At 47.6% G+C, this 11,910-nt stretch carries 14 protein-coding genes and 1 pseudogene; 8 read left to right on the top strand and 7 right to left on the bottom strand.

What is annotated here, in order from left to right; genetic code table 11:
* Window positions 1-148: 148 nt before the first annotated feature.
* The 8 genes and pseudogenes from J4G07_11730 (at window position 149) to J4G07_11765 (ending at window position 7,234) form a co-directional block, all read left to right on the top strand.
* Window positions 149-898, top strand: a complete 750-nt coding sequence (locus tag J4G07_11730; GenBank protein MCE2414666.1) for a fumarylacetoacetate hydrolase family protein — start codon at window positions 149-151, stop codon at window positions 896-898.
* Window positions 899-1,007: 109 nt separating this feature from the next.
* Window positions 1,008-1,655 (top strand): hypothetical protein, encoded by a 648-nt coding sequence (locus tag J4G07_11735; protein MCE2414667.1) that lies wholly within the window; start codon window positions 1,008-1,010, stop codon window positions 1,653-1,655.
* Between the two features lie 69 nt (window positions 1,656-1,724).
* Window positions 1,725-2,498 carry a hypothetical protein gene (locus J4G07_11740; protein ID MCE2414668.1) on the top strand — a complete coding sequence of 258 codons (774 nt, stop codon included), beginning with the start codon at window positions 1,725-1,727 and terminating at the stop codon, window positions 2,496-2,498.
* A gap of 108 nt (window positions 2,499-2,606) precedes the next feature.
* Entirely contained in the window at window positions 2,607-3,884 is a 1,278-nt protein-coding gene (locus J4G07_11745; protein ID MCE2414669.1) for a DUF2088 domain-containing protein, read from the top strand.
* Window positions 3,885-3,915: 31 nt separating this feature from the next.
* Window positions 3,916-4,134 carry a type II toxin-antitoxin system HicB family antitoxin gene (locus J4G07_11750; GenBank protein MCE2414670.1) on the top strand — a complete coding sequence of 73 codons (219 nt, stop codon included), beginning with the start codon at window positions 3,916-3,918 and terminating at the stop codon, window positions 4,132-4,134.
* Window positions 4,134-4,372 (top strand): annotated as a pseudogene (locus tag J4G07_11755) (type II toxin-antitoxin system HicA family toxin). Before J4G07_11750 ends, J4G07_11755 begins: the two are co-directional and overlap by 1 nt.
* A gap of 16 nt (window positions 4,373-4,388) precedes the next feature.
* Window positions 4,389-5,156, top strand: coding sequence for a LamG domain-containing protein (locus tag J4G07_11760; GenBank protein MCE2414671.1), 768 nt, complete (start codon window positions 4,389-4,391; stop codon window positions 5,154-5,156).
* Between the two features lie 86 nt (window positions 5,157-5,242).
* On the top strand, window positions 5,243-7,234 hold the full coding sequence (locus tag J4G07_11765) for a WD40 repeat domain-containing protein (GenBank protein ID MCE2414672.1): 1,992 nt from the start codon (window positions 5,243-5,245) through the stop codon (window positions 7,232-7,234).
* An 8-nt stretch (window positions 7,235-7,242) separates the two neighbouring features.
* On the opposite strand, the gene J4G07_11770 is transcribed toward J4G07_11765, so the two are convergent.
* The 7 genes from J4G07_11770 to J4G07_11800 all read right to left on the bottom strand — a co-directional run.
* Entirely contained in the window at window positions 7,243-7,944 is a 702-nt protein-coding gene (locus J4G07_11770; protein ID MCE2414673.1) for an HAD-IA family hydrolase, read from the bottom strand.
* Window positions 7,945-7,991: 47 nt separating this feature from the next.
* Window positions 7,992-8,681 (bottom strand): HAD family hydrolase, encoded by a 690-nt coding sequence (locus J4G07_11775; protein MCE2414674.1) that lies wholly within the window; start codon window positions 8,679-8,681, stop codon window positions 7,992-7,994.
* A 195-nt stretch (window positions 8,682-8,876) separates the two neighbouring features.
* Entirely contained in the window at window positions 8,877-9,149 is a 273-nt protein-coding gene (locus J4G07_11780; protein MCE2414675.1) for a DUF5615 family PIN-like protein, read from the bottom strand.
* Complete coding sequence (locus J4G07_11785; GenBank protein MCE2414676.1) at window positions 9,133-9,384, bottom strand: DUF433 domain-containing protein; 252 nt, start codon at window positions 9,382-9,384, stop codon at window positions 9,133-9,135. The genes J4G07_11780 and J4G07_11785 overlap by 17 nt, the downstream gene beginning before the upstream one ends.
* Window positions 9,385-9,530: 146 nt before the next feature.
* Window positions 9,531-10,217: a 7-cyano-7-deazaguanine synthase QueC gene (queC, locus tag J4G07_11790; protein MCE2414677.1), complete on the bottom strand. Its 687-nt coding sequence runs from the start codon at window positions 10,215-10,217 to the stop codon at window positions 9,531-9,533.
* 182 nt (window positions 10,218-10,399) lie between these two features.
* The gene (locus J4G07_11795) at window positions 10,400-10,927 is read right to left on the bottom strand and encodes a hypothetical protein (GenBank protein MCE2414678.1); all 528 of its coding nucleotides are present in this window, start codon (window positions 10,925-10,927) and stop codon (window positions 10,400-10,402) included.
* Between the two features lie 134 nt (window positions 10,928-11,061).
* Window positions 11,062-11,910, bottom strand: an 849-nt coding sequence (locus J4G07_11800) for an MFS transporter (GenBank protein MCE2414679.1), incomplete at its 5' end; no start/stop codon positions are given.

Here is an 11,910-nt window from a genome sequence, read left to right on the forward strand (position 1 = left end):
TATACGCGATATAATAGCCATCGGTTATCGGCTATCGGCTGTCAGTCAAAAGATATTTAGGGCATGAAAAAATAGTGCAACCGCCACAAGCATCTACTGATAGTTTCCGACTGCTGACGACTGACAACTTATAAAAAAGGAGATTACTATGAAGTTAGCACGATATGAATTAAATGGAACAATCGGTTACGGCATTGTCTCAGGAGATAGTCTGAACGTTCTATCAGGATGCCCGTTTAGTGAATATAGCGAAACTGGGGAGACCGTTGCATTAGGGGATGTCAAACTGCTCGCACCGACGACACCCACAAAGGTATTGGCTGTCGGCTTGAACTATCGAAGCCATTTAGGTGGTGCCCCTGAACCGCAAAACCCTGAAATTTTTATTAAAACCCCTTCCTGTATCAACGACCCAGAAGGCAATATCGAATTACCTGATGGCGATGACGAAGTCCACGCGGAAGGCGAACTCGTTGTCATCATAAAAGAACGGACAAGCAAGACGACACCAGAAGAAGCCGCCGCCAATATTTTGGGTGTAACCTGCGGCAACGATGTCAGCGCGCGCACATGGCAGAGCAACGACTTGCAGTGGTGGCGCGCCAAAGCCTCGGATACCTTCGGTCCTATAGGTCCCGTTATCGTGACTGACCTTGACTATACCGATGCCCAATTAGAGACCCGTATCAACGGCGAAGTCGTTCAGAAGCAGACCACTGCCGATCTTATTTTTCCAGTGACAACAGTTGTCAGTTTCATTTCGCAGGCAATAACCCTTGAACCGGGGGATGCAATCTTTACGGGGACTCCCGGCACAACGACCGCTTTGAAAGCCGGTGATGTCGTTGAGATTGAAATTGAGGGCATTGGCGTTCTGAAGAATCCTGTCGTAGCGTAGGAATGCCTTTGTGGGCATGCTTTCCAAGTACTCCGCTGGCGAGGTTTTTAACCTCGCCCTATACTCACTTGCAGATATGTCTAATATCCTGCGACAATGAGTGACACTAATGAAAATATTGTTTAGAGGCATAGCATTATTACTGGCCGTCTTACTCACCGTTTCAATACTCACTGGCTGCGGCGGTGACGATGACACAGATGAACCTATTCCAGTTAGTTTCGTGAGTGCAATCCCGCTAGGCGGTGAAATTGCCGCGAATGCGACTATTACGGTTATTTTTGACAACGCTCCCATTGATGTCACAGTAAGTGCCGGTACTGTCACAGTCGCAGGCAAAGCCGCGACGATCATGGGTCCCTTTACGCCAGGTTCCCTCGCATTGACGATCAGATGGGCTGATGGAATCCAAGAGCTTAACTACACCGTTACCGCACCTTGTTGCTCATTCCCGGATATCATCGGTGGCACTGTCAAAGACGGGGATATAGATGTCGATCCCGAAGCTATTAACAGTGCTGGGAAGATTGAGATTACATTCACTGAAGATGTAACCGGAAAAATCGCGCTTCAAACCGAAGGCGGAGATGATGTAGGTTGGACCGCAAAAGTTGCTGGCAACAAAGCGACGCTTGAGCTTATCAAAGGTAGAGAGCTCGCCAGTGAAACCGTCTACGTCATTGTTGGCAGAGTCACTACTATCGAAGGCATCCGAGTTGACATTAAAATCACCTTTGTAACCAAAGGTAAAGCGTAAATTATAATCCTGCTTTGACTTTCGTTGTTGAGGAACCTTACCTCGTCCCTTCTTAATGAGGAGGAAAAAATGCGTTTCACACATCTACCTTCTTCGTCCAATAAGCCTTGGAGACTCACAGGATACGCCATAATTGCCGTGTTTCTGCTAAGTATTGGTATGGCAATACAAGCATCGGCAGTGCTGTTGTTTCATGACGACTTTGAGAAAGATAATATCGGTGAGGAACCCAGCAAATGGGAGGTCGGACACGACGGAGCCACAACCGCGGAAGTCGTTCCCGATCCGAAAAAGGCGAGTAATAAAGTCCTGGCAACGTCCGACAAAGGGTCTAATGCTTCACGGCATGATGTTGGTGGATCCATCTACGTCTTTGGTGACGCAGGCTGGGACGATTATGTTGCTGAATGGGATATGATGTTCCCTGATGACTTCTATATGGGTGTTGTCTTTCGCTTCCAAGATGGCGAAAAATTCTATCTGAGCGACCAACGGCAAGGCGGTAGAGATTACCACTTCTACAAACGCCAAGGCGGTTGGGCACAGGTCAAAGCCGGGTTGGTTGAAAACGACCCCGAAGTCTGGTATCGCGCACAACTGGTCCTCGCCGGTGATAAATTCACCTTCAAGTTGAAAGAACGTGACGACAAAACCTCGTTTGACAAAGTAGATCCAGCGACAGAAGGTGAAGACGGAAACTTCAAAACCGGTAAGTTCGGTCACTACGGTCTTGTCTATCTTGATAACATTTTTGTCGGCGATGCTGTCGAGGACCTCGTTTTACCTGTTGAACCGCAGGATAAGTTAAGCACAACCTGGGGGACAATTAAGGGGGCCTATTAGACATGGACGTGCTAAGGAAAAGCTTGGAAGGCTGGAAGTTTGGAAGAAGGACATCCATCCTTCCACTCTTTCGTTCATCCATACCGAACCACAAGGAAAATTAAATATATGGCGACCTATATTGCCCACGGTGGACAAGACACCGTTATCACAACCGAAGAAAAACGCGCACTCCTACACGAGGCACTCCTCAAATTAGGCGGTATTCCGAAGAAGATATTGGTAATCCCGCCGGATATAACACGCCTCCATTCAAACGCTGGCGAACTCACCCAACTTCTCTATGAATTATGGGACACCGCAAATGGCACGACTTTCGATATCCTCCCCGCTATCGGCACGCATGCTCCTATGACTGAACCCCAAATTGCCGAGATGTATGGCGATTTACCAAAAGCAACCTATCACGTCCATCACTGGCGAACGGGACTCCACCACTTCGGTGAAGTGCCATCCGAGCTCGTGCAGGAGGTATCGGGCGGTAAACTCGATTACAGTATCCCTGTCGCTGTGAACCGCCGTCTCGTAGAGGGAACCTACGAACTCATCATCTCCGTCGGACAGGTGATCCCACACGAGGTTATCGGTATCGCCAACGGATTTAAAAATATCCTCGTCGGTGCCGGGGGTGTTGAGATGATTAACAAATCCCATTTTCTCGGTGCCGTGGACGGCATGGAACGGCTCATGGGACGAACGGATACCTCTGTCAGGAGAGTGCTGAATTACGCCCACGCGCACTACCTGAAGCAGCTCGGTATCGTGTATGTTATGAGTGTTATGGATGCCGATGCCTCTGGAGAACGGGTAATGCGTGGTCTTTACGTTGGCGATGACGCACGCACCTTTGAGACCGCTGCCGAATTGAGCAGATCCGTTAATATGACGTTCTTAGATGAACCTTTGTCAAAAGTGGTGGTCTATTTGGATCCGAGGGAGTTCAAAAGCACATGGCTTGGTAACAAGGCGATCTATCGCACGCGGATGGCGATGGCGGACGATGGTGAATTGATTATCATCGCACCCGGACTCCGTGAGTTCGGTGAGGACGCTGAAATCGACCGACTCATCCGAAAATACGGCTATTGCGGCACACCGGCAACACTCAACGCTGTTTCAGAAAATCCAGAGTTGCAAGACAACCTTTCCGCTGCTGCACATCTGATTCACGGCAGCACCGAAGGACGTTTCAACGTCACATACGCCACGGAACACCTCACGCAAGCCGAAATCGAATCCGTCGGCTACCAATGGGCACCCGTGGATGAAGTGCTTGCTGAATATAATCCGGCAACGCTTGTTGATGGTTTTAACGACGATGGCTTCTTCTACATCAGCGAACCCGGGCAAGGCTTATGGGCACTCCACTCGCGGTTTAGTGATTAGATAAATTAAAAATAAAAGGAGCGAAAACAGAATGCAACCCCTCAAAATTATTGTAGAAAAACACACCGACGGCTATATCGCCTACCCACTCGGATTGAAAGGTGTCGTCATAGGACAAGGTGATACCTACAAGGAAAGTGTTGAGGACGTAACCTCGGCAATTCAGTTTTATATTGAGACCTTTGGAAAAGAAGAACTCGAAATTGAGGAACCCGCCTTGGACGTTTTCGTAACTGAAGTGGGTATCTGATGTCTCGTTTTCCAGTAGATGCTCCCAAAAATAGAGTCGTCCGTGCGTTAGAGCAATTAGGATATCGTCCAATTCGTGAACGGAATCACATTTGTATGGCACGCGAAAATCCAGATGGAAGTCGAAGTATGTTAGACTGCCGAATCATCGTCGCATCAAAGGCTCAACTTTACGCCGAATTTGCACGCAGGCTGGAATCTCCAGAGACGCTTTTCTGGAAGCTTATAAGCTGGTATAAGCAAAGAGGAACAATCATGCGGATACTTTCTTTTGGCTTGGCACTTGTGCTTGTTGTCGGTATTTACGTGGCGCAGGCAGTTGATGAAGACGCATTAATGCTCTATTTACCATTTGATGATGGTGCGGGGAAAAATCCTAAAGATGCCTCTGGCAATGAAAATCGAGCCAGTATCAAAGGTAATTTGAAATGGGTCAAAGGCAAAATTAACGGCGCGCTTGAATTTGACGGAGGTGCGGCGAATTTCGTCGAAGTTGCACACAGTGCGGATCTCGAAGGCATGAAACAGTTGACGGTTGAAGCCTGGGTTCAACCTTTTGGGACAGATGCCCTTGCGAGAGGTATTGTTTCCAAGCGTGCAGCATGGCAGAATGCGGATGTTTACAATCTCTTTTCATGGAATGAGAGCAAATTCTGGGCAAGGGTTAACGCCAAGGACGGCCAACAAATTTCATCGAAATCTCTTTTAAAAGATAAAAGCTGGATTCATCTGGCTTACGTGTACGACGGCAAAACAAAGAAGCAACTGCTTTACGTCAACGGCGAACTCGAAAACGAAGTAGATCATCCCGAAGATGAAGTTGGCAAGGGTGAAAAATCTATATGGATTGGCATACTCAATGAAGGGTACGCCCAAGCGTGGAACGGTCTCATTGACGAGGTCAGAATCTGGAGCACCGTCCTCACCGAAGATGAGATCAAATTGTCAATGGCTGGAGAACTCCTACTCGTCCAATCTTATGGAAAAGCGACGACAACATGGGGACGAATTAAGAAGAAATAAGTAAATCAATCTTGTGGATACACGCATCCTCTCCCCTAATAGATGAAATAGACACCTCTGGCAATCATCAAAATAGGAGGCGCGCAATGCAAAATCCAAATCCGCAGACAGTTTCCGAAGAAACACAGATGGATACGGATGTCACCACTTGGGCACTCCCAGAAGGGGCAATTGCCCGATTAGGACGCGGGAGGGTAGATGCTGTTGAATTTTCCCCAGATGGAAAATATCTCGCTGTCGGAACATGGATTGGGCTGTGGTGGTATGAACTTGCGACGATGCAGCCTGTCGATCTGTGGGAAACAGAACGTGGGGCGGTTACTGCCCTGAAATTTTCACCGAACGGCGAACTGCTTGCGACCGGCAATTGGGACGGTGGGATTAAAGTGTGGGATGTGAAGAATCACCGACGCCTTGCAAAGATGCAGCGGACGGGACAATTTGATCGGGCTTCTGAACTCGTTTTTTCACCAGATGGGCAATGCTTAGCTTCTTCGGGCGGAAGATACGATGCCATTTATATCTGGCATCACGAAACCGGTGAACAAATTGCAAAATTTACCGTTAATGAAGAACTCCAACCTCGCTATCGCCCCAGTAGCATTCCAATTACCTTTTCACCTGACGGAAAGTTCCTCATAGGCGCAACCCCCGAAAACACCTTTTCAGTCTGGGATATCGAAACCGGTGAGCGTATTGCTCACCTCACAGGACATTCATTTTCACTGACCGCTCTGTTCCTTTCCCCATGTCGTAAGTTTTTGGCATCCGTAGATCGGGAGGGCAACCTCCGCAAGTGGGAGGTTAATAGACTCACCACCAATGCATCCATTCCAATCGTCCCATCCGTGCCAAAAGCGATCAACTGGATACAATACACCTTCTCACCCGACAGTATTTTGCTTGCTGCGGAGGTTTCTGGAACAACCATTACGGTTTCAGATGTAGAAAACAATAGAAAAATTGCGACTTTAGTACATAAAGAGGTTATTCAGAAAGTCCGTTTTTTGCAAAAAAGCTCACAATTGGTTATAACGGGTGAAGATACGATTCAGATTTGGAATATCAGGGACTCCGCACCTCAACTCCCAATTATTCGCGGGCATACTAATGCGTGCGGTTCTGTAAAATTTTCGCCAGATGGACAGACATTGGCTACAGGATATCTCTCAGGTGCCATCAGTTTATGGGATGCTCAGGAATTGGAGCGGAAAGTAACACTCAAATGTGAAGGTCTTCACATGACTCGCTCTATTGACTTTTCATCCTGTGGTAACAAATTGGCAGCCACCTCTTATGATAAGATTGTGAGAGTCTGGGATTTTGGAAAATCAGATGTACCACCAGTTGAACTCACTGGACATAAGGCAGTTCTCTACGCCCTCGCATTCTCTCCAAAAGGCAATTCGTTGGTGAGCGCGGACGCTAACGGTGTCTTGGGCTTATGGGATGTGCAACACGGGTATAAACCCCAAATGTTCACGAAAGAGACAGATTGGATCTGGTCGATCGCCTTTTCACCTGATGGAAAATCCCTTGTGAGCGCACATCAGGAAAAAAGAGCCCAACTGTGGAATATTGAAGGCGGAGAGCAAATTGCTGAACTCTCTATGATTCATCCTCAAGACACTGCTAAATACAAAGGTGATGATCACCAAATTCAGAAGAGACTCAAATGGTTGGAAACAGGTTCGGAGTATAGATCTACACCAAAAGCAATTACCTTTTCGCCTGATGGCACCCTAATTGCAGGTGGTGTTTTTCGAGAGCTCTGGTTGTGGGACGCCGCAACGTACAAAACCCAAATGGTAATATGTTTACCACATGGATGCCAAAGAGCTGAAGCGTTAACTTTTTCCCCGTGTGGACGATATCTCGTTTCAGGTGCATCGTGGCAAGGCGCCGATAAGGCATCGATCCGTTTGTGGGATGTCACTACGGGTGAAAATATCGCCACCTTCTGGAGTCATCCGACTGACATTCAGTCGCTCGATTTCTCGCCGGACGGCTCAGTTTTAGCGAGCGCAAGTTATGACGGTACGATTCTACTATGGGATATGAAACCTTACCTTTGCTGAACCGAGAACTATGCGAGTAGTTTCGGTAATTCACTAAGACTCTGAATCGTTTCGTGCCATCTGCCGGTTTGAGTGTCGTCTCGGTCAAGCAAGATCGGACGAATCCCTACACCTTGTGCCCCGACGATATCCGCTGCATAAGTATCCCCAACATGAACCGCTTCTGCCGCTGAGACCTCGATTGCTGCGAGTGTATAGTTGAAGATATGCGGATCCGGTTTCTCGGACCTGACGCGCACATCATGCGAGGCAACAATGACATCAAAATACTCGGCAATGCCGAGTCGCTCAGTAAGCGGCTCCAATGGTGTATCCCAATTAGAAACGATTGCTAACTTGAAGCCTTCATCCCGAAAATGCTGGAGTGTCGGGATAACATCATTGTAAAGTGCGGAACTGTTCGCTGCAAAGAGATAGTGCCCAGATTGCAACAACTCCCACGCTATTTGTTCCACGTGCTTCTCAATACCAATGACTCTTATAAATTCGGATTCTCGCTTCATCACAGTTATTGATAATTCCAGCAGAGAAAATTCGGTAGGAGGGTCGGGTGCCGATGTGCCAGTAAAGAGGCGTTCCATTGCTGTTTCACAGCGTTCCCAATCCACCTCAACGCCATACCTTTTAGCGATTCTTTCAAGGTTTTCTTCAAGTGAATGCCTATGAAAATACAATGTTTCGTAAAAATCAAAGAAAACAGCTTTTACCATTTTTTATCGCTTCGGTTTCTGTTTCGTAATAAAAGGATGCTATCCCTTCAGCGCAAACGCCCCGCGACGGAAAGCAGTTCCGGTAATTCGGACAAGTTCCGGATTGTTTCACGCCATCTACCGGTTTGTGTCCCGTCTCGATCAATCAGTATCGGACGAATCCCCGCATTTTTTGCCCCAACAATATCCGCTTCGTAAGTATCCCCAACATGAACTGCTTCTGCCGCTGAAACTCCCACTGCTGTGAGCGTGTAGTTGAAGATATGCGGATCCGGTTTTGCTGATAGGACGCGCGCATCGTGCGAAGCGACAATTATGTCGAAATAGTGTGCAATGCCAAGCCGCTCGGTGAGTGGGTCCAACGGCGTATCCCAATTTGAAACGATTGCTAACTTAAAACCCGCGTCTCTCAAATGCCGAAGGGTCGGGACAGTGTCATCGTAGAGCGTAGCGGCACTTGCAGCAAAGAGCGAGTGTTCAGATTGCAACAGTTCCCACCCAAGTTCTCTTATAAATTCGCAGTAACTTTCAATGATTTCCTGCATTGTTCCAAGAAGAGTGTGTCCAGCAGGATCGGAGCCTGATGCCTCCGCATAGAGATTCTCACGTGCTGCTGCGTAGCGTGCAGCGTCAATTTCAAAACCGTACCGGTCTGCGATTTTCTGGAGACGCACTATGAGGGGTTGTCCCCACGTGCAGAGTGTATTATAAAAATCAAAAAAAACGGCTTTTACCATGCTTTTAGAGCCCTTAGACGCAGTTAGAAAGTTCCATTAGAAGAATTACGATGAATTCTCAGGACAGAATATAAACGATTTGGTGAGGTTGAATAGTTCGCAGCACTTCCTGTAGCCGGGGTACTAGTGCTGTGTCACTCCTAAAATGATGGATGTGGGCAGCCACAAGGGACTGCCCCTACAGGGAAAATCCCTTCAACCTTGACACAGCACTAGAGGGAGAAGTGCTTCTAACTCATTTCGAGGCGCGACCAGCACGACAACGGCGATACTAAACTGCTTAAGGTTCTGCTGATGTTCAATATTTTGATCGGCAGTTATCCAGACATTGAATTCGTTCTCTGCTTGACGGAGCAATTCCCCGTTCTTCATGCCAGCCCAGCCTTTTTCTTGCACAGTGAAAACGGTATACTCTCTTAATTCGCGCTTTAGTTTTTTAGGCAAACACTCATCAATGAGAATGTGCATAGGCGTGTGTTAGGAGCATCTCCTTCGCGAGTTTCAATGCTTGGACCGCTTGTGCACGGCTGACAGACGGGAAGTCCTCCAAAAAGGCATCAAGACTTTCCCCAACCTCCAAATAGTCGATGAGGTTTTTTATCGGAACACGGGTATTTTTGAACACAGGGGTACCGCTCATAATCTCAGTATCACAGGTGATAAGCTCCTCAACCGTAGGTGGCGTTCGACTATCAAATTGCATGCTTCTGTTCCTCCAGAATATCTTTTTCCATCGTATCGTATTCTTGTCTTATGGAGATATTATAGGATAGATCATTGACCAATATCAAGGAGAAAGTAAATTACCAAACATTAAAGGAAATCTACAAGTAGATCGCGATGCTACATTTATCGATAGCGCGTTGGATCGGAGATACCTGCCTCTTGAAAGCCTTTCTTTCGGAGCAAGCAACTATCGCATCCACCACATGCTCTGCCTTCGGTATCTGGATCGTAGCAACTTAAGGTGAGACTGTAATCAACACCGAGTGCCGCGCCAATTTGAATAACCTCAGCCTTCGTTTTATCAATGAGTGGGGCGCGAATTTTCAATTTCGTCTCACCTTCAACACTGGCTTGTGTCGCAAGATTTGCCATCGTTTCATAGGCGTCTATATACTCCGGACGACAATCTGGATAGCCGCTGTAATCAATGGCGTTGGCTCCGATAAAAATAGTATGAGCAACAAGAACTTCAGCATAAGCGAGCGCGTAGGAGAGAAAAATTGTGTTTCGAGCGGGAACGTAGGTTATCGGTATGCTATCTCCCATTTCAGTATCAGGTCTATCCTTTGGAACTTCGATGTCTGCTGTTAATGCTGATGCTCCGAAAGTCCGCAGATCAATGTCAACGATAATGTGTTGTTTGACGCCTAATACCTTTGCGACGTTTTCAGCATACTGTAGTTCCACTGTGTGTCGCTGACCGTATCGAAAACTCATTGTGTAGGTATCGTAACCTTCAGCGCGCGCGATAGCGAGTGTTGTTGTTGAATCTATGCCGCCACTTAGTAAGACGACTGCTTTTTTACGCAATTCTTTTCCTTTATTACGGTGTCGGCTGTCAGCAGTCAACGATTAGCTACAAAGGCAGGGCAACCACAAGGGATTGCCCCTACTGAGAACTGACTGCTATTTTTCCTCAAACTCTAATTTTGCGAAACAGAGTTACAAAGGCAGGGCAACCACAAGGGATTGCCCCTACTGATGGCTTACTGCTATTCTTGTTCAAACTCTAATTTTGCGAAACGGAGGAAAATACCACCACCCGGTCTGGCAAGGGGACCGTTGATCGCCAAACATGCGATGACATGTTTCGCACCCGGCTCTGCGCTTTCGGTGACAACGACGCGTTGGGGTGTATTGAAACCGGAGGCAGCACCACGTCCTGACTCTCCGAATGCAAGGTCAATTTCGCCATCAATCCAGACTTCACCATAGTCATCAATACACGTGTGGAACCACACCTGCGACCCAGCGATTGAAGTGCCATCAACTTCCTCTGGAAGCGTCACGGTGATACGATACCAACCGAAACAGAGTCCCTCAGAGATGACCGCTTGGATATCCTCACAAATCTCCCAATCTGAAATGTCATAATCAGCGAGACGAGCAGGACTCTCTTTCATCAGATTCACCAAACCCCCATTGGGTTCACCCGGAACGAGTCCATCGCCATAACGCCATTCGGAATTAGTGAGTTCGCGATGTTCTGCATTTTCTAAATCAAGTTCTGCAATAATCATGTGATTTCCTTCGTTTTGTAGTCGCGGCTTCCAACCGCGGTTATTGTGGACGGTGTACACATATAAGGTCCACCGACCGATTTATGAAATTAGTGGTATTCTCCCAGAAGAAGGTATAAAAACCGAGCGAAAACTTAATAGTTAGAAGATTGAAGTCTGTAGGCAATACCTGTTGAAAAAACCAAGAAAATTCCTGCAACAATAAATGGAATCTGAACGGAGAAGTTAACCAAAAAACCGCTGGCGACGTAGCCGAGAAGGAATCCGGTACTCCATGCTAAGTGGGTGAGACCTACCCCGTGTCCTTTCTCGTGAGGCTCGGTGAATTCGTTAATAAACCGAGGAATGGTCGTTGAAAGACTCCACGCCGCGCCTGCACCGAGTATCCCGAAAACTTCCAGGGCAATTAAAGAATCGTGAAAGAACGCCACACCAAAAGCGAGAAGTGTAACAAGGGCATTCGCCACGAGAGCAGGCGTGCGATGTCCAATCACATCACATATTCTTCCAACAGCCAGTTGACATCCAAAAGCGAATAACAGACTCATCGCACCGTAGTAGCCAGTCGCTTTAACACCCGCGATACGAGAGATCAAAATCGGCATGAGCAGGTTCACAGAGCCCCAATAATAGGTCGGGAAAACCCGTAAACCGATCAGCATCTGTATATTCCGCCGCCGAGTTAGATCCAGGTATGCCGCGACGTTGAGGGTGGATTTCCAAATACCATCGCGTTTTCGCTGGGTTTCGGAAGAATGTCCTGCCAACCGAGGCAGAAAGAAACACGCACCTACAAACAGCACACCTGCCAAAACTACAGCTCCGATCCCGAAGGTACTATAGTCGATACGATCAATGACTTCGCCCGCGATGGCACTCCCAACTGCGCTTCCGACAGTCATATTGATAAAGTACCAGCCTGTTGCCCATCCCAATCGGTTTGACGGTACGACGCTGATGAGGTAGGTTTGTCCACCCGCAGT

The organism is Candidatus Poribacteria bacterium (genome assembly GCA_021295715.1).
Lineage (GTDB): Bacteria > Poribacteria > WGA-4E > WGA-4E > WGA-3G > WGA-3G.

Bases quoted from the DNA above. Each gene is read 5' to 3' on its own strand.
- J4G07_11740 (MCE2414668.1), top strand. From the start codon at position 1,725: ATGCGTTTCACACATCTACCTTCTTCGTCCAATAAGCCTTGGAGACTC.
- J4G07_11770 (MCE2414673.1), bottom strand. From the start codon at position 7,944: ATGGTAAAAGCTGTTTTCTTTGATTTTTACGAAACATTGTATTTTCAT.
- J4G07_11735 (MCE2414667.1), top strand. From the start codon at position 1,008: ATGAAAATATTGTTTAGAGGCATAGCATTATTACTGGCCGTCTTACTC.
- J4G07_11780 (MCE2414675.1), bottom strand. From the start codon at position 9,149: ATGCACATTCTCATTGATGAGTGTTTGCCTAAAAAACTAAAGCGCGAA.
- J4G07_11730 (MCE2414666.1), top strand. From the start codon at position 149: ATGAAGTTAGCACGATATGAATTAAATGGAACAATCGGTTACGGCATT.
- J4G07_11750 (MCE2414670.1), top strand. From the start codon at position 3,916: ATGCAACCCCTCAAAATTATTGTAGAAAAACACACCGACGGCTATATC.
- J4G07_11760 (MCE2414671.1), top strand. From the start codon at position 4,389: ATGCGGATACTTTCTTTTGGCTTGGCACTTGTGCTTGTTGTCGGTATT.
- J4G07_11745 (MCE2414669.1), top strand. From the start codon at position 2,607: ATGGCGACCTATATTGCCCACGGTGGACAAGACACCGTTATCACAACC.
- J4G07_11795 (MCE2414678.1), bottom strand. From the start codon at position 10,927: ATGATTATTGCAGAACTTGATTTAGAAAATGCAGAACATCGCGAACTC.
- J4G07_11765 (MCE2414672.1), top strand. From the start codon at position 5,243: ATGCAAAATCCAAATCCGCAGACAGTTTCCGAAGAAACACAGATGGAT.
- J4G07_11785 (MCE2414676.1), bottom strand. From the start codon at position 9,384: ATGCAATTTGATAGTCGAACGCCACCTACGGTTGAGGAGCTTATCACC.
- J4G07_11775 (MCE2414674.1), bottom strand. From the start codon at position 8,681: ATGGTAAAAGCCGTTTTTTTTGATTTTTATAATACACTCTGCACGTGG.